Genomic DNA, 16,763 nt, shown 5'->3' on the forward strand with positions numbered 1-16,763 from the left:
ACCTTACAGACCGGTGGTGACGTCGATCCGGTGGCCCTCTTCGAGGGTCACGATCGCGCGCTTGGTGTTCGACTGCGAGCCGAGATTGCCGCGGAAGACCTTGGTCTTGCCCTTGCGGACCAGCGTGTTGACGCTCTTGACCTTGACGTCAAACAGCTTCTCGATCGCTTCCTTGATCTGCGGCTTGGTCGCCTTGGCGGCCACCTTGAACAGGACCTTGTTGTGCTCGGACGCCAGCGTCGCCTTTTCGGTGACAACAGGGGCGACGATCACGTCGTAATGGCGAGCCTCGATGTTCTTCGTCATTTGAAGCGCGCCTCCAGCGCATCGATGGCGGCCTTGGTCAGAACCAGCTTCTGACGGCGCAGGATGTCATAGACGTTGATGCCCTGGATCGGCAGCACATCCATGTTGGGGATGTTGCGGGCCGCGGCGGCAAATCCGTTGTTGAGCTCGGCGCCGTCGATGATCAGCGCGTTGGTCAGCCCCAGGCCCGAGAAATGACCGAGCAACGCCTTGGTCTTGGCAGCTTCCAGCGCGGCCTTGTCGATCACGAGCAGATCGCCGTCCTTGGCCTTGGCCGAGAGCGCATGCTTGAGAGCAAGCGCGCGGACCTTCTTCGGCAGGTCGGTGGCGTGCGAACGCACGACCGGACCGAAGGCACGACCGCCGCCGCGGAACTGCGGCACGCGGGCCGAGCCGTGACGAGCACCGCCGGTGCCCTTCTGCTTGTACATCTTCTTGCCGGTGCGCCAGATCTCGGCGCGGCCCTTGGCCTTGTGCGTGCCGGCCTGACGCTTGTTCAGCTGCCACTGCACGCAACGCGCAATGATGTCCTGGCGCGGCTCAAGGCCGAAAATGGCGTCGGACAGCTGGACCGAGCCCGCTTCCTTGCCCTCGAGGGTGGTGACCTTCAATTCCATCTCACGCACCCTCTTGCTGGGCCGCGGCTTCGGCTTCGCCGCCCGCAACCTTGAACTTGCCGGGCTTCGGAGCTTCCTTCGGCAGCGGCTTCTTGACGGCATCGCGCACGCGGATCCAGCCGCCCTTGGAGCCGGGAACGGCGCCTTCGACGAGGATCAGGCCACGCTCGACGTCGAGCTGAACAACGCGGAGGTTGAGCGTGGTGATGCGGTCGACACCCATGTGGCCGGGCATCTTCTTGTTCTTCCAGGTCTTGCCGGGGTCCTGACGACCACCGGTCGAGCCGATCGAACGATGCGAGATCGACACACCGTGCGTCGCGCGCAGACCGCCGAAGTTCCAGCGCTTCATACCGCCGGCGAAGCCCTTACCGACCGAGGTGCCGGTGACGTCGACGAACTGGCCCACGACGAAGTGGTCGGCGAGGATCTCGGCGCCCACGGGGATCATGGCATCCGCGGAGACGCGGAATTCCTCGACCTGCCGCTTCGGCTCGACCTTGGCGACCGCGAACTGGCCGCGCTCTGCCTTGGGCATGTACACGGTCTTGCGGCTGCCAGAACCAAGCTGGAGCGCAACATAACCGTTCTTCTCTTCAGTGCGGTGGCCTACGACCTGGCAATTGCCGAGCTTCAGCACGGTCACGGGGATGTGCTCGCCGGCCTCTGTAAAGACCCGCGTCATCCCGACCTTTTGTGCGATCACTCCGGAGCGCATCGGCGTGCTTCCTGTTCTTTCTGTCCGCTAGTGGCGAACGTGATCCAAAAATCTTAGAGCTTGATCTCGACGTCGACACCGGCGGCCAGGTCGAGCTTCATCAAAGCATCGACGGTCTGCGGGGTCGGATCGACGATGTCGAGCAGACGCTTGTGAGTGCGCATCTCGAACTGTTCGCGGCTCTTCTTGTCGACGTGGGGCGAACGGTTGACGGTGAACTTCTCGATGCGGGTGGGCAGCGGAATGGGTCCGCGGACCTGCGCACCGGTGCGCTTCGCCGTGTTCACGATCTCCCGGGTCGACGTATCGAGGATACGATGGTCGAACGCCTTGAGACGGATGCGAATATTCTGGCCGTTCATTGCCGTGTCTTTCTTAGTGAGTGGCGAGTAGCGAACAGCGAATGGATTTCATCCACTCGCCACCCGCCATTCCCTATTCGCGTGATTACTCGATGATCGAAGCGACGACGCCGGCACCGACGGTGCGGCCACCTTCGCGGATCGCGAAGCGGAGCTTCTCTTCCATCGCGATCGGCACGATCAGGTGCACTTCCATCGCGATGTTGTCGCCCGGCATCACCATCTCGGTGCCTTCCGGCAGGTGCACGACACCGGTCACGTCGGTGGTGCGGAAGTAGAACTGCGGACGGTAGTTGGTGAAGAACGGGGTGTGGCGACCGCCCTCTTCCTTGGTGAGGATGTAAGCCTCGGCCTTGAACTTGGTGTGCGGCTTGACCGAACCCGGCTTGGCCAGAACCTGGCCGCGCTCGACGTCCTCGCGCTTGGTACCGCGGAGCAGCGCACCGATGTTGTCGCCGGCCTGGCCCTGATCGAGCAGCTTGCGGAACATTTCGACGCCGGTGACGGTGGTCTTCTGGGTGGCGCGGAGACCGACGATCTCGATTTCCTCGCCGACCTTGACGATACCGCGCTCAACACGGCCGGTCACGACGGTGCCGCGGCCCGAGATCGAGAACACGTCTTCAACCGGCATCAGGAACGGCTGGTCGATCGGACGCTCCGGCTGCGGGATATAGCTGTCGACGTTCTTCATCAGCTCGATGATGGCGTCGTGGCCGAGCTTCTTGTCCGAATCTTCGAGAGCGGCGAGAGCCGAACCCTTGATGATCGGAATCTTGTCGCCCGGGAATTCATACTTCGAGAGCAGCTCGCGGACTTCGAGCTCGACGAGCTCGAGGAGCTCCGGATCGTCGACCATGTCGCACTTGTTGAGGAACACGACGAGCGCGGGCACGCCGACCTGGCGGGCGAGCAGGATGTGCTCGCGGGTCTGCGGCATCGGGCCGTCAGCAGCCGACACGACCAGGATCGCACCGTCCATCTGGGCAGCGCCGGTGATCATGTTCTTCACGTAGTCGGCGTGGCCGGGGCAGTCGACGTGCGCGTAGTGGCGGTTCGGCGTCTCGTACTCGACGTGCGCGGTCGAGATGGTGATGCCGCGCGCCTTCTCTTCCGGCGCCTTGTCGATCTGGTCGTACGCGGTGAACGTCGCACCGCCGGCTTCGGCGAGAACCTTGGTGATCGCCGCGGTCAGCGACGTCTTGCCATGGTCGACGTGACCGATGGTACCGATGTTGCAGTGCGGCTTGGTACGTTCAAACTTAGCTTTGGCCATTTGACTCTCCGTTCAATCGTCAGTTCGTGACCGACGACAATCAGGCAAACTTCTTCTGGACTTCTGCCGACACGTTGGCCGGCGCTTCTGCGTAGTGGTCGAACTGCATGGTGAAGGTGGCGCGACCCTGGCTCATCGAGCGCAGATTATTCACGTACCCGAACATGTTCATGAGCGGCACCATCGCGTTGATGACGTTGGCGTTGCCGCGCATGTCCTGCCCCTGGATCTGACCGCGCCGGGAATTCAGGTCGCCGATGACCGAACCGGTGTAGTCTTCCGGGGTCACCACTTCGACCTTCATGATCGGCTCGAGCAGGACGGACTTGCCCATCTGGAGCGCTTCGCGGAAGCAGGCGCGCGAGGCGATTTCGAAGGCGAGTGCCGACGAGTCGACGTCGTGATACTTGCCGTCGACGAGCTGCACCTTGACGTCGACCACGGGGAAGCCCGCGACCACGCCGGACGACAGCACGCTCTCGAGGCCCTTTTCGACGCCGGGGATGTATTCCTTCGGCACGGCGCCGCCGACGATCTTCGATTCGAACTCGTAGCCCTTGCCGGGCTCGTTCGGCTCGACGATGAACGACACCGCAGCGAACTGGCCGGTACCGCCGGTCTGCTTCTTGTGGGTGTAGCTATGCTCGACGCGCTTGGTGACACGCTCCCGGAACGCCACCTGCGGTGCGCCGATGTTGGCGTCGACCTTGTAGGTGCGCTTGAGGATGTCGACCTTGATGTCGAGGTGGAGTTCGCCCATGCCCTTCAGGATGGTCTGGCCGGACTCGTGGTCGGTCGACACGCGGAAGGACGGATCCTCCGCGGCGAGCTTGGCCAGCGCCACGCCCAGCTTCTCCTGGTCGGCCTTGGACTTCGGCTCGATCGCGATCTCGATGACCGGCTCGGGGAATTCCATCTTTTCCAGGATCACCTGCTTGTCGGGATCGCACAGCGTGTCGCCGGTGCGCGCTTCCTTCAGGCCAGCCAGAGCGACGATGTCGCCGGCATAGGCTTCCTTGATGTCTTCGCGGTTGTTCGCATGCATCAAGAGCATGCGCCCGATGCGCTCCTTCTTCTCACGGGTCGAGTTCACGACGCCGGTGCCGCTCTGGAGAACGCCGGAGTAGATGCGGCAGAAGGTGATGGTGCCGACGAACGGGTCGTCCATGATCTTGAACGCGAGCAGCGCCAGCGGCTCCTTGTCGTCCGCCTTGCGCACGACTTCGTTGCCCTTGTCGTCGGTGCCCTTGATCGCAGGCACGTCGAGCGGCGACGGCAGGTAGTCGACGACGGCGTCGAGCAGCGGCTGCACGCCCTTGTTCTTGAAGGCCGAGCCGCACAGCACGGGATAGAACGCGCCGGTCAGCACCGCCTTGCGGATCAGGCGCTTCAGGGTCGCCTCGTCCGGCTCCTTGCCGTCGAGGTAAGCGGCCATGGCGTCGTCGTCGAGCTCGACGGCGGCTTCCACCATCTTCTCGCGGTATTCCTTGGCCTGGTCGACGAGGTCTTCGGGAATGTCGACATAGTCGAACTTCGCGCCGAGCGACTCGTCGTTCCAGACAACGCCCTTCATCTTCACGAGGTCGACGAGACCCTTGAAGTTGTTCTCGGCACCGATCGGAAGCTGGATCGCGACGGGCTTGGCACCCAGACGGTCAACGATGTCGGCCAGACACTTGAAGAAGTCGGCGCCGATCTTGTCCATCTTGTTGGCGAAAACGATGCGGGGAACCTTGTACTTGTCGCCCTGGCGCCAGACGGTCTCGGTCTGGGGCTCAACACCCTGGTTCGAATCGAGCACGCAGACGGCACCGTCGAGCACGCGCAGCGAACGCTCGACTTCGATGGTGAAGTCGACGTGGCCGGGGGTGTCGATGATGTTCAGGCGCTTGCCGGCCCAGAACGCAGTGGTCGCGGCCGAGGTGATCGTGATGCCGCGCTCCTGCTCCTGCTCCATCCAATCCATCGTCGCGGCACCTTCGTGCACTTCGCCGATCTTGTGGCTCTTGCCGGTGTAGTAGAGGATGCGCTCGGTCGTCGTCGTCTTACCGGCGTCGATATGCGCCATGATACCGAAGTTACGGTAGTCCTCGATGGCATGTTGGCGGGGCATGGGGTGTTCCTTGCGAGTCCGTTTGTTTCGCCGTTACCAGCGATAGTGCGAGAAGGCGCGGTTGGCTTCCGCCATCCGGTGCACGTCTTCGCGCTTCTTGACGGCGTTCCCACGGTTGTTCGATGCATCCAGGAGCTCCGCCGAGAGACGCTCCGTCATCGTCTTTTCGTTACGCTCGCGCGCGGCCGAGATTAGCCAGCGGATACCCAGCGCCTGGCGGCGGGTCGAGCGAACTTCGACCGGCACCTGGTAGGTCGCGCCACCGACGCGGCGGGAGCGCACTTCGATCGTCGGCATGACATTCTCGAGCGCCTGCTCGAACACGCCGAGCGGGTTCTGCTTGGTCTTGCCTTCGATGAGGCTGAATGCACCGTAGACGATGCCTTCGGCGACCGACTTCTTGCCGGCGTACATCACCGAGTTCATGAATTTCGTGACGATGATGTTCCCGAACTTCGGATCGGGAAGAACTTCGCGCTTTTCCGCTGAGTGGCGACGAGACATGGAGCTGGTTCCCGCTTACTTCGGACGCTTCGCGCCGTACTTCGAACGACGCTGCTTACGGTTCTTGACGCCCTGAGTATCCAGAACGCCGCGGAGGATGTGGTAGCGCACGCCGGGCAAATCCTTGACGCGGCCGCCGCGGATCATGACCACCGAGTGCTCCTGGAGGTTATGGCCCTCACCCGGGATGTAGCCGATCACCTCGAAACCGTTGGTCAGACGCACCTTGGCGACCTTACGAAGCGCCGAGTTCGGCTTCTTCGGGGTCGTGGTGTAGACGCGCGTGCAAACACCACGCTTCTGCGGCGACTGCTGCAGCGCCGGCACCTTCTTGCGCGACTTCTGCACTTCACGCGGTTGAGCGATCAGCTGGTTGATCGTCGGCATCCTGGCCTTACCCTTTGTTATCGCGGCCCCTTGCAGGCCCGCTGTCTTGCCGCGGCCCGTTGCCGGGACCGCAAATTCTCTCGAGCCACCCGCTCGATCGGGCCCGCCCGCGCGGAACAATCCACACAAAGCGAAATCGCGCCAACCGCTCATTGCTGAGTGGAAAGCGCTTCGACGCCACAGAGGACCGCAGTATTAAGGCCGATCAGCATAAGCCGCGGCCCGCGCACTGAGGTCATGCATCCGAATTCGACCACAGGAGAACGCGCCCCAGAGGCCTAAAATCGCACTGGCATTGCCTAGCTATTATCGACAGCGTTTGAGCGGCATTCGTCGAGGTTGGTGCCCGCTTAGCGACCCCTGGGGATCAACGGGTGGCCCGTTCCGACGTTGGCAATGCTCACCGCCTGTCGTTAAGTGAGGCGCTTTCTATAAGTGAGAATCGATCAAGTCAAGGCGAAACGACAGTCGCAAAGCGCTTCTGGCAGCTTCGGAAATTGCCCGGTCGTCCCCTGACGCGCCTCCCCGATATGGGAACGATATCCCGGCTCCGCCAACCTTCCATCGATTAACACCCGTATAAAATATAGTTTTATGTCGGCCGCTAAGGCTTTTTTTCCTCTTGATGCGTCAATCTGCCGCCTTCGGCAGAGACAGGCGCCATGCGGTACACCGACGTTGCCATCATTGGCGGAGGACTAGCAGGCTCGACCGCCGCCGCAATGCTCGGGCGTGCCGGCATTTCAGCGATTCTGATCGACCCGCATGAGACCTATCCGGCCGATTTTCGCGTCGAGAAGCTGAGCGGTCACGGTCAGGTCGAGCGATTCCACCAAACGGGAATCGCCGACTCGGTCCTGCGTCGCGCGACCTTCTCGGGCGAGAACTGGATCGCGCGATTCGGCCACATGCTCGACAGGGCGCCGAGCCGACAGTTCAACATCCTCTACGATTCGCTTGTTAACGCGATCCGCGACGAGATTCCCGACACGGTCGGACGTATCTGGACCAAGGCGGTGTCGGTCGCGACCAGTGCCGAGCGGCAAACGGTAGCCCTCGCCAATGATGAGACCATCTCGGCCCGCCTGGTGTTGCTCGCCAACGGCCTGAATGTCGGCCTGCGCCACCAGCTCGGCATCATCAGGAACGTCATCAGCCCCTGCCATTCGATCTCGATCGGCTTCGACGTGGTGCCGGCCGGGCGGAATGCGTTCGACTTCCCGGCGCTCACCTATTTCTCGGAGCGGCCGAGCGACCGCATCCCCTACATCTCGCTGTTTCCGATCGGCACGCGGATGCGCGCCAATCTGTTCGTGTATCGCGGCTTCGACGATCCCTGGCTGCGCGAGCTGCGTCGCGCTCCGGCCGAGACATTGAACGCCGCGCTGCCGCGGCTGAAGCGCATCACCGGCGCCTTCGACATTCCCGGCGAGTTGAAGGTTCGTCCGGTCGATCTCTACGCGAACGACGCCGGCCGTCAGCCGGGCGTGGTGCTGGCGGGCGACGCTTTCGCCACCTCCTGCCCGGTCGCCGGCACCGGCTGCGACAAGGTGTTCACCGACATCGAGCGGCTCTGCAACGTCCACATCCCGCAATGGCTCGCCAGCGACGGGATGAATGCGGACAAGATTGCCACCTTCTATGCCGACCCGGTCAAGCGGGCCTGTGATGAATGGTCGGCCGCGAAAGCCTTCGACTTCCGCTCGGTCTCGATTGCGACGAGCCCCTACTGGACCGCGCAGCGCTGGGCACGCTTCATGGCGTGGTCGACCCAGGGATTACTGCGCAGGCTTGGAGGCGCGTTCCACCTGGAGCCGAACTTCCTCGGTCACTCCTCGTCCTCGTCCTCATCATCCTCGTCGAGGTCGTCCTCATCCGCGTCTTCGTCATCATCGCTGTCATCGTCGGCCTGAGCGGTCGCGCCGTGCGGCTGATGGATCTGGTCGTTCCACAGCTTGCGATAGATACCGTTCCTGGCAAGCAGCTCGGCATGCGAGCCGCGCTCGATTGCCCTGCCCCCTGAGATCACGATGATCTCGTCCATCTCGACCACCGAGGTCAGACGATGTGTCGACCAAATCATGGTGCGACCCTTGGCGAGCTTGAGCAAGGTGCGGTTGATCGCGGCCTCCGTGGTCTGGTCCAGGGCCGAGGTCGCTTCGTCGAGCAGCAGCACGGAGGGATTGCGGATGATCGCGCGTGCGATCGCGATGCGCTGGCGCTGGCCGCCCGACAGCGTGTCGCCGCGTTCGCCGACCGGGGTGTCGTAGCGCTGCCGCAGGCCCATGATGTAGCGGTGAATCTCGGCCTTCTTGGCAGCCTCCTCCACCTCCTCGTCGGTGGCGCCTTCCTTGCCGAGCCGGATGTTCTCGCGGATCGACATGTTGAACAGCATGTTCTCCTGGAACACCACCGCCATGCTCCGGCGCAGCGAATCCAGCGTCACCTTGCGGACGTCGACACCGTCGATGGTGACGCGCCCCTCATCGGGCACGTAGAGGCGAAGGATCAGATTGAGCAGCGTGCTCTTGCCGGAGCCTGACGGACCAACGATGGCGATGCGCTTGCCGGCGTCGAGCTTGAGGCTGAGATTGTCCAGCACCGGCGTCTGGCCGCCTTCATACTGGAAGCTAACATGCTCGAAGGTGATGTCGTGGGTGATGCGCGGCAGATCGGGCGCGCCGGGACGATCCGCCCCGCGCGTCGGCTCGTCGAGCAGCTCCTGGATGTGACGGATCGCGGCGGCCGAGGAGATCGACACCGGGATGAAATGCATCACGTGGGCGATGTTGTAGGAGACCTCCCAGAACGCGCTCTCGAAGGTGACGAAGGTGCCGATGGTGATCTGGCCCTTGGTCGCGAGATAGGCGCCGATCGCGAGCACGACGAGGTGCAACAGCAGCACGGAGATGGTGACCGTCCGCTCCACCATCGTGGACAGGAACCCCGCTGCCGCAATCCTGTCGCGGGTCGCATCGTTGCGGAAGGTGAAGAAGCCGAACATCTTGCGTTGCAGGCTGAACGCCTTGATCACGGCCTGCGCCGCCACGTTCTCCTGCACCATTCCGAGCAGCGCGCTCTCGTTCAGCTTCTGCTCGTAGTTGGCCTGCACCGCCTTCGGCGTCAGGATGCGCGGGCCGATCAACGTGATCGGGAATACCAGCAGCGCGACCACCGCGAGCTGCCAGTTCAGGAATAGCATCAGGATGATGCCGGCGATCAACTCAAAGAACGGCAGCGCGGCGCTGTTGACGAAGGACTTGACCGAACCTTCGAAGGCCGAGAGATCGACCGAGAAGCGCGACAGGATCTCGCCACGCTTCGTGCGGCCGAAATAAGCCGCTGGCAGGTCCTGGACATGCTCGAACAGGCGCTTGCGGACGTCGGTGATGACGCAAGCCGCCAACCGCGCATCCCAGCGCTCGTACCAGACCGCGACGATCGAGGTTGAGATGCCGGCAGCCGCCAGCACGCCGAGGATCTTGTACAGCGCCTGGAAATCCTCTTCGCCGAGCGCGTCGTCGATCAGGTATTTCAGGCTGAGCGGCATGATGACGTTGAACAGTGTCTCAACCAGGACGCCGAACGCCACATAACCCAGGATGCGCTTGTAGCTGGACAGGAAGGGCTTGACGAATCCCAAGATCGTCGCGAGCGCGCCGGCAGCTTCGCGGGCGGTAAAGACGACGAGGTCCTCATCATCATCGTCATCGAGCTCAAGCTCGTCGTCATCCTCGTCTTCGTCGTCTTGCAGCTCGGGCGCGGCGCCGGGCGCAAGCTTGTCCTCGAGCTCGGCCGCCTCTTGCGCAGCGAGCTTCTGTTTGTCGGGAGAGAGGGGCCTGGACGCCATGAAACCAACCGATGCTGACGGCCGGCATGACCGCAGAGAGAGCAGGAAATAGCGGACCACCGCTACTCCGCCGATTCTATGCGATCAGGACGAGTTCGGCAAAGCAATTGGCGAATTCATCCGCGCCTGGTGATGTTAGTCCTCGTCTTCGTCCTCGATCTTGTCGAAGAAGGAGTAACGCAAGCTGTCGGCGTCGGCATACCATTGGCCCGGCCCTTTGTTGGCGGCGAGCGTCGCAGTCCATAGCGCGTCGGTGCAGTCCTTGCGGTGCATCGACAGATCGAAGCCGTTGCCGAAGAACAGCTCCGACCATTCCCACCAGGTGCCGAGCTTCTTGACCCCGCGCAGCAGGTCGTAGCGGTCGATCACGGCCGAAGCCATGTCCGAGGTGATCGAGCCGAACACGAGGCCGGTCTTGACCACACGGTTCAACTCGCGGATCGCGCGAACCACCTGCCTGGGCGCAACGTGGCATAGGCTGGTCTCGAAGACGTAGTCGAACGTGCCGTCCTTGAACGGCAGGTCGGTGATCGAACCGAGCCTGTTGAACTTCTTCAGCGCCTTCGGCGTCTTGGCATGGATGGCACGGTTGTTCTCGATGCCCCAGGCGTCGACGCCGCGCTCGCGCAATGCGCCGACCAGCTCGCCGCTGGCGGAGCCCGCGACCAGGAGCTTGGCGCCCCTGGCCTTGCCCCAGACGATGGTGATCAGCTTGGACAGATAATCCGGATCTGTGAACTGCCTCCACACCTCGCCGTAAGGTCCGAGGCCGCGATAATTCTCGAAATAGTCGCGGTCGATCTTGTCGGAAACCGGCTCGCCATCCTCCTGCGCACGCGCGCGGCGCAGCCGCATCATCTCGGTCAGAATGATGTCGGTCGCCGCATCCGAGGAGTCGAGGAGCCCGTTCAGCGTGGAATCGAACAGATAGTCGCCTACCACCACGATACCGGGATGCTCCTTCGGCTCGGGTCGATGATTGGACATGACATCGCGAACGGGCAGGCCGCCAGGAATCGCATTCACCGACGACAGCCAACGGTGGATTTTGCCTTCCATGAAATGCGCACGCGCATCCCCAAGCGAGGCCGGCAGCGACTTCAGCGCGGCGTCGATCAGCTCCTGGTCCGACAGATTTGCGAACGCCAGCGCATCGGAGCCGGGAATCAGCCAGTTCAGGACGCCGTACCTGCCGACGTCGTGACGCGCGCCCTCATTGTAGACGCAGCAGCCGCCGAAAGCTTCCGACATGAACCAGGCGCCTGGAATCTTGTCGCCCCAGAACGGAGCGTCGAACAGGATCGAGACGCGCAGATAATGCGCGGGGCGATCGAAATACGAGACGTGCTTGACCATGGACTTGCGCAGCTGCTCGCCTTCCCACCCCATCGTCGAGAGCCAGGAGTGCGGCAGGCACATCAGCACGAGATCGAAGTCGCGCGTCTCCGGCCCCTTGCCGTTCATCATCTTCAGCTGATAGCGGCCGGTCGGCGCCTTGCCGACGGTGAGCACGCGGTGATTGAGCTGGATGTCGGCGCTGACCTCCGACTGCAGGCATTCGACCAGCTGCTCGTTGCCGTTCTGGATGGAATAGAGGCCGATATAGCCATCGACATCCATCAGGTAGTTCTTGAGCGCGTTGAGGCCGTTGGTGTTGTGGCTTTCGGTCGCGATGTCGGAGCGCGCCATCACCTTGAAGAAGCGCTTTGCGGTCTCGTCCTCGACCTCTTCGTCGAGCACCTGCTCGGCGGTCTTGTAGGCCCAGGGGTTCTCGTTGTCGTGCGCGCCGACGCCTTCGTAATATTCGATCGGCGACATCTGCTCGGCGCAACGCTTGCGGAACTGCTCGATCGCATCCGCGGTCTTGGCGCCGTATTTGCGGCGCATGCCGGCGACGTCGTCGAGCAACTCGCCGCCGAACTGCACCTGCTCGGCGTCCATCGGAATCGTCTGCAGGCCGAAATGCTGGATCAGCTCGCGCAGCGGATCAGGACCCGTCATCGAATAGTCGTAGATCTCCGCGACGCCGGCCTCGTACATCGCCGGCGCGGAATCGAATTTGCGCGTGACGATCTTGCCGCCGAGGCGATCGGAGGCCTCGAAGATGGTGATGCGACAGAGGTCGCCGAGCTTACGCTTCAAGTACCAGGCGCTCATCAGCCCGCCGGGGCCGCCGCCTACGATTGCGAGATCAAGCATGTGAGTTCCGTGGTCTCCGGCCCTGCCCCCGTCACGGGACCACCGGTCTAAGCTCCCTTAGCAGAAGCACTTTTGCGCCTGAAGGAAAGATGAACAAAGGTTGATCCCGCATCGCAACAGGCAAACAAAGCAGCAAAAAGGCCGGCTTTCGCCGGCCTTTTCGTTATCCTCGTATTCTTACGGATGAAGCACTATTCCGCGGGCGGCAGCGCAGGAAGCTCGGCTTCCGGAGCGGGCGACACGACGGCCGCCTGCTTCTCGCGCTCGTCGAGAATCAGCTTGTCGCGCTTCATGGCGACTTCGCGGATCTTGGCCATGGAGGCGCCGGTGCCCGCCGGGATCAGCCGGCCGACGATGACGTTCTCCTTGAGGCCTTCGAGCGGATCGACCTTGCCGTTGACCGCCGCTTCCGTGAGGACGCGGGTGGTCTCCTGGAACGAGGCCGCCGAGAAGAACGAGCGGGTCTGCAGGCTCGCCTTGGTGATGCCGAGCAGAACCGGCGTTCCCGTGGCGGGCTTCTTGCCCTCTTCCTTGGCTTTCATGTTCAGCGCGTCGAACTCGATCTTGTCGACCTGCTCGCCGGAGATCATGTCCGTGTCGCCCTGATCGGTGACTTCCACCTTCTGGAGCATCTGACGGACAATCACCTCGATGTGCTTGTCGTTGATGAGCACGCCCTGGAGCCGGTAGACCTCCTGGATTTCATTGACCAGATAGGCCGCGAGCTCCTCGATGCCCTTGACCGCAAGGATGTCGTGCGGCGCCGGGTTGCCTTCCACGATGAAGTCGCCCTTTTCGACGACGTCTCCGTCCTGAAGGTGGATGTGCTTGCCCTTCGGGATCAGGTACTCGCGCGCCTCGTCGGTCTTGTCCATCGGCTCGATCGAGATGCGACGCTTGTTCTTGTAGTCGCGCCCGAACCGGATGGTGCCCGCGATCTCGGCGATGATCGCCGCATCCTTCGGACGCCGTGCCTCGAACAGTTCCGCCACCCGCGGCAGACCGCCGGTGATGTCACGCGTCTTGGCGCTCTCGGTCGAGACACGGGCGAGGATGTCGCCCGGGTTGACCTTGGCTCCGACGTCGACCGAGAGAATGGCGTCGACCGACAGCATGTAGCGGGCATCGCCGCCACGGGCGAGCTTGAGCACCTTGCCGTCCTTGCCCTTCACCACGATGGCCGGACGCAGGTCCGAGCCGCCGCGGGTCGAGCGCCAATCGATGACGACGCGCTTGGCGATACCGGTCGCCTCGTCCAGCGTTTCCGAGATCGACTGGCCCTCGACCAGATCCTCGAACCCGATGGTGCCTTCCACTTCGGTGAGGAGCGGACGGGTGTACGGGTCCCACTCGACGATGCGCTGGCCACGCTTGACCATGTCGCCTTCGTCGACATGCAGGCGCGAGCCGTACTGAATACGGTGCGTCGCACGCTCGGTGCCGTCGGCATCGACCACCGCCACCACCATGTTGCGCACCATCGCGACCAAATGACCTTCGCTGTTGCGGGCGATGGCCTTGTTCCGGATCACGATCTTGCCGTCGAAATTGGCTTCGACGAAAGACTGCTCGTTGAGCTGCGCCGCGCCGCCGATGTGGAAGGTACGCATGGTGAGCTGCGTGCCCGGCTCGCCGATCGACTGCGCCGCGATGACGCCGACCGCTTCGCCGTGGTTGACCGGCGTGCCGCGGGCGAGGTCGCGGCCGTAGCACTTGCCGCAGATGCCGTTGACGAGTTCGCAGGTCAGTGCCGAGCGGATCTTCACCTCCTGCACACCACCCTGCTGGATGGCGTCCAGATGGCTCTCTTCCATCAGCGTGTCGCGCTTGATGATCACCTTGCCCGAGCTGTCGCGCACGTCTTCGCAGGCCGTACGTCCGAGGATGCGCGAACCGAGCGAAGCGACCACGGTGCCGGCATCGACGATGGCGCGCATCTTGATGCCGAGCTTGGTGCCGCAGTCGGACTGCGTGATGATGCAATCCTGCGCGACGTCGACCAGACGACGGGTCAGGTAGCCGGAGTTCGCGGTCTTCAACGCGGTGTCCGCGAGGCCCTTACGGGCGCCGTGGGTCGAGTTGAAGTACTCGAGAACCGAGAGGCCCTCCTTGAAGTTCGAGATGATCGGCGTCTCGATGATCTCACCCGACGGCTTGGCCATCAGGCCGCGCATGCCGGCGAGCTGGCGCATCTGGGCCGGCGAACCGCGGGCGCCGGAATGAGCCATCATGTAGATCGAATTGATGTCGGCATCGGCGCCGGCCGCCGTCTTCTTGGTGGAGGAGATCTCCTTCATCATCGCCTTGGCGATTTCTTCCGTGGCCTTCGACCAGGCGTCGACGACCTTGTTGTACTTCTCGCCATGCGTGATCAGGCCGTCGTTGTACTGCTGCTCGAAATCCTTCGCCAGCGTACGCGTGGTGTCGACGATCTTCCACTTGGAGTTCGGCACGACCATGTCGTCCTTGCCGAACGAGATGCCGGCCTTGAACGCGTTGTAGAAGCCGAGCGCCATGATGCGGTCGCAGAAGATCACGGTCTCCTTCTGGCCGCAGTGGCGGTAGACCTGATCGATGACGCCCGAGATCTCGCGCTTGGTCATCAGCTTGTTGATGATCTCGTACGAGATGCGCGGGTTGCGCGGCAGCAAATTGCCGAGCATGACGCGGCCGGCGGTGGTCTCGATCCAGCGCTTGGAGACCTTGCCGGTCTCGTCCATGCCTTCCCAGCGATACTTGATCTTGGTGTGGAGGTGGATGACCTTCGCATGCAGGGCGTGCTCGAGCTCGGCCATCTCGCCGAACAGCTTGCCCTCGCCGGGCAGGCCTTCGCGCATGATCGAGACGTAGTAGAGACCCAGGACGATGTCCTGCGACGGCACGATGATCGGCTGACCGTTCGCGGGATGCAGGATGTTGTTGGTCGACATCATCAGCACGCGCGCTTCCAGCTGCGCTTCGAGCGACAGCGGGACGTGCACGGCCATCTGGTCACCATCGAAGTCGGCGTTGAACGCCGAGCAGACCAGCGGGTGAAGCTGGATCGCCTTGCCCTCGATCAGCACCGGCTCGAACGCCTGGATGCCCAGACGATGCAGCGTCGGCGCGCGGTTGAGCAGCACGGGATGCTCGCGGATCACCTCGTCAAGGATGTCCCAGACCTCGGGCCGCTCCTTCTCGACCAGCTTCTTGGCCTGCTTGACGGTGGTGGACAGGCCCTTGGCGTCAAGCCGCGAATAGATGAACGGCTTGAACAGCTCGAGCGCCATCTTCTTCGGCAGACCGCACTGATGCAGGCGCAGCTCGGGACCGACCACGATCACCGAACGGCCCGAATAGTCGACGCGCTTGCCGAGCAGGTTCTGGCGGAAACGGCCCTGCTTGCCCTTCAACATGTCGGCGAGCGACTTCAGCGGGCGCTTGTTGGCACCCGTGATGACGCGGCCGCGACGGCCGTTGTCGAACAGCGCATCGACCGCTTCCTGAAGCATGCGCTTCTCGTTGCGGATGATGATGTCAGGCGCACGCAGCTCCATCAGCCGCTTCAAGCGGTTGTTGCGGTTGATGACGCGGCGATAGAGGTCGTTGAGGTCCGAGGTCGCGAAGCGGCCGCCGTCCAGCGGCACCAGCGGACGCAGGTCCGGCGGGATCACGGGAACGACGGTCAGGATCATCCATTCCGGCTTGTTGCCGGAGTGGCGGAACGCTTCCACGATCTTCAGGCGCTTGGCGAGCTTCTTGTGCTTGATGTCGGAGTCGGTCTCCTGCATTTCCGCACGCAAGGTCAGCTCGAGCTTCTCGAGGTCCATGCCCTTGAGCAGCTCGCGGATCGCCTCGGCGCCGATCATCGCGGTGAAGGAATCCTGGCCGTACTCGTCCTGCGCCTTCAGATATTCGTCTTCCGACAGCAGCTGACGGTCCTTCAGCGCGGTCAGGCCCGGCTCGAGAACGACGTAATATTCGAAGTAGAGGATCCGTTCGAGATCCTTCAGCGTCATGTCCAGCAGCAAGCCGATGCGCGAAGGCAGCGACTTCAAGAACCAGATGTGGGCGACCGGGGCCGCGAGCTCGATATGGCCCATGCGCTCGCGCCGGACGCGCGACAGCGTGACCTCGACCGAGCACTTCTCGCAGATGATGCCCTTGTACTTCATGCGCTTGTACTTGCCGCACAAGCACTCGTAGTCCTTGATCGGCCCGAAGATGCGGGCGCAGAACAGGCCGTCGCGCTCGGGCTTGAAGGTACGGTAGTTGATGGTCTCCGGCTTCTTGATCTCGCCGTAGGACCAGGACAGAATCTTCTCTGGAGACGCGATCGAGATCCGGATCTGGTCGAAGACCTGCGCCGGCGTCGTCGGGTTAAAGAGATTCATAATTTCTTGGTTCATCGTCTTCTCCTCGCGTACCGGTCGCCTCCGGCCGCAAATTCGA

General features: G+C 62.9%; 12 protein-coding genes. 1 reads left to right on the forward strand and 11 read right to left on the reverse strand.

Annotated features, from left to right (window positions below; genetic code table 11):
• Nucleotides 1–3: 3 nt before the first annotated feature.
• From ACVW16_RS04105 to rpsL, 8 genes are all read right to left on the reverse strand, one after another.
• Nucleotides 4–306, reverse strand: a complete 303-nt coding sequence (locus tag ACVW16_RS04105) for a 50S ribosomal protein L23 (RefSeq protein ID WP_027535292.1) — start codon at nucleotides 304–306, stop codon at nucleotides 4–6.
• Nucleotides 303–923: a 50S ribosomal protein L4 gene (gene rplD / locus ACVW16_RS04110; protein ID WP_011088150.1), complete on the reverse strand. Its 621-nt coding sequence runs from the start codon at nucleotides 921–923 to the stop codon at nucleotides 303–305. The genes ACVW16_RS04105 and rplD overlap by 4 nt, the downstream gene beginning before the upstream one ends.
• A gap of 1 nt (nucleotide 924) precedes the next feature.
• A complete protein-coding gene (rplC, locus tag ACVW16_RS04115; RefSeq protein ID WP_092228460.1) occupies nucleotides 925–1,641 on the reverse strand; it encodes a 50S ribosomal protein L3 in 717 nt (238 codons plus the stop codon).
• A 53-nt stretch (nucleotides 1,642–1,694) separates the two neighbouring features.
• Nucleotides 1,695–2,003 carry a 30S ribosomal protein S10 gene (gene rpsJ, locus ACVW16_RS04120; protein ID WP_002712302.1) on the reverse strand — a complete coding sequence of 103 codons (309 nt, stop codon included), beginning with the start codon at nucleotides 2,001–2,003 and terminating at the stop codon, nucleotides 1,695–1,697.
• 85 nt (nucleotides 2,004–2,088) lie between these two features.
• Nucleotides 2,089–3,279 (reverse strand): elongation factor Tu, encoded by a 1,191-nt coding sequence (gene tuf / locus ACVW16_RS04125; RefSeq protein WP_092228461.1) that lies wholly within the window; start codon nucleotides 3,277–3,279, stop codon nucleotides 2,089–2,091.
• Nucleotides 3,280–3,319: 40 nt separating this feature from the next.
• A complete protein-coding gene (gene fusA / locus ACVW16_RS04130; protein ID WP_128966832.1) occupies nucleotides 3,320–5,392 on the reverse strand; it encodes an elongation factor G in 2,073 nt (690 codons plus the stop codon).
• A gap of 33 nt (nucleotides 5,393–5,425) precedes the next feature.
• Nucleotides 5,426–5,896 (reverse strand): 30S ribosomal protein S7, encoded by a 471-nt coding sequence (gene rpsG, locus ACVW16_RS04135; RefSeq protein WP_092228463.1) that lies wholly within the window; start codon nucleotides 5,894–5,896, stop codon nucleotides 5,426–5,428.
• Between the two features lie 15 nt (nucleotides 5,897–5,911).
• Nucleotides 5,912–6,283: a 30S ribosomal protein S12 gene (gene rpsL / locus ACVW16_RS04140; RefSeq protein WP_007603006.1), complete on the reverse strand. Its 372-nt coding sequence runs from the start codon at nucleotides 6,281–6,283 to the stop codon at nucleotides 5,912–5,914.
• A 662-nt stretch (nucleotides 6,284–6,945) separates the two neighbouring features.
• Between rpsL and ACVW16_RS04145 the strand changes: the two genes are divergently transcribed.
• Complete coding sequence (locus tag ACVW16_RS04145) at nucleotides 6,946–8,196, forward strand: FAD-dependent oxidoreductase (protein WP_456735442.1); 1,251 nt, start codon at nucleotides 6,946–6,948, stop codon at nucleotides 8,194–8,196.
• Here the strand turns inward: ACVW16_RS04145 and ACVW16_RS04150 are convergent.
• The 3 genes from ACVW16_RS04150 to rpoC form a co-directional block, all read right to left on the reverse strand.
• Entirely contained in the window at nucleotides 8,112–10,133 is a 2,022-nt protein-coding gene (locus ACVW16_RS04150) for an ABC transporter ATP-binding protein (protein WP_456735443.1), read from the reverse strand. The two genes, ACVW16_RS04145 and ACVW16_RS04150, sit on opposite strands and share 85 nt — an antisense overlap.
• Nucleotides 10,134–10,268: 135 nt before the next feature.
• The gene (locus ACVW16_RS04155; RefSeq protein WP_456735444.1) at nucleotides 10,269–12,332 is read right to left on the reverse strand and encodes an FAD-dependent oxidoreductase; all 2,064 of its coding nucleotides are present in this window, start codon (nucleotides 12,330–12,332) and stop codon (nucleotides 10,269–10,271) included.
• A gap of 191 nt (nucleotides 12,333–12,523) precedes the next feature.
• On the reverse strand, nucleotides 12,524–16,720 hold the full coding sequence (rpoC, locus tag ACVW16_RS04160; protein ID WP_456704085.1) for a DNA-directed RNA polymerase subunit beta': 4,197 nt from the start codon (nucleotides 16,718–16,720) through the stop codon (nucleotides 12,524–12,526).
• Nucleotides 16,721–16,763: the final 43 nt, after the last annotated feature.

It is taken from the genome of Bradyrhizobium sp. USDA 4474, assembly GCF_054057515.1.

What these genes read in the sequence shown, in the direction of transcription:
- tuf (WP_092228461.1), bottom strand. Translation starts at nt 3,279, where the DNA reads ATGGCCAAAGCTAAGTTTGAACGTACCAAGCCGCACTGCAACATCGGT.
- ACVW16_RS04145 (WP_456735442.1), top strand. Translation starts at nt 6,946, where the DNA reads ATGCGGTACACCGACGTTGCCATCATTGGCGGAGGACTAGCAGGCTCG.
- rpsL (WP_007603006.1), bottom strand. Translation starts at nt 6,283, where the DNA reads ATGCCGACGATCAACCAGCTGATCGCTCAACCGCGTGAAGTGCAGAAG.
- ACVW16_RS04105 (WP_027535292.1), bottom strand. Translation starts at nt 306, where the DNA reads ATGACGAAGAACATCGAGGCTCGCCATTACGACGTGATCGTCGCCCCT.
- fusA (WP_128966832.1), bottom strand. Translation starts at nt 5,392, where the DNA reads ATGCCCCGCCAACATGCCATCGAGGACTACCGTAACTTCGGTATCATG.
- ACVW16_RS04150 (WP_456735443.1), bottom strand. Translation starts at nt 10,133, where the DNA reads ATGGCGTCCAGGCCCCTCTCTCCCGACAAACAGAAGCTCGCTGCGCAA.
- rpsJ (WP_002712302.1), bottom strand. Translation starts at nt 2,003, where the DNA reads ATGAACGGCCAGAATATTCGCATCCGTCTCAAGGCGTTCGACCATCGT.
- rplD (WP_011088150.1), bottom strand. Translation starts at nt 923, where the DNA reads ATGGAATTGAAGGTCACCACCCTCGAGGGCAAGGAAGCGGGCTCGGTC.
- rpoC (WP_456704085.1), bottom strand. Translation starts at nt 16,720, where the DNA reads ATGAACCAAGAAATTATGAATCTCTTTAACCCGACGACGCCGGCGCAG.
- rpsG (WP_092228463.1), bottom strand. Translation starts at nt 5,896, where the DNA reads ATGTCTCGTCGCCACTCAGCGGAAAAGCGCGAAGTTCTTCCCGATCCG.
- rplC (WP_092228460.1), bottom strand. Translation starts at nt 1,641, where the DNA reads ATGCGCTCCGGAGTGATCGCACAAAAGGTCGGGATGACGCGGGTCTTT.
- ACVW16_RS04155 (WP_456735444.1), bottom strand. Translation starts at nt 12,332, where the DNA reads ATGCTTGATCTCGCAATCGTAGGCGGCGGCCCCGGCGGGCTGATGAGC.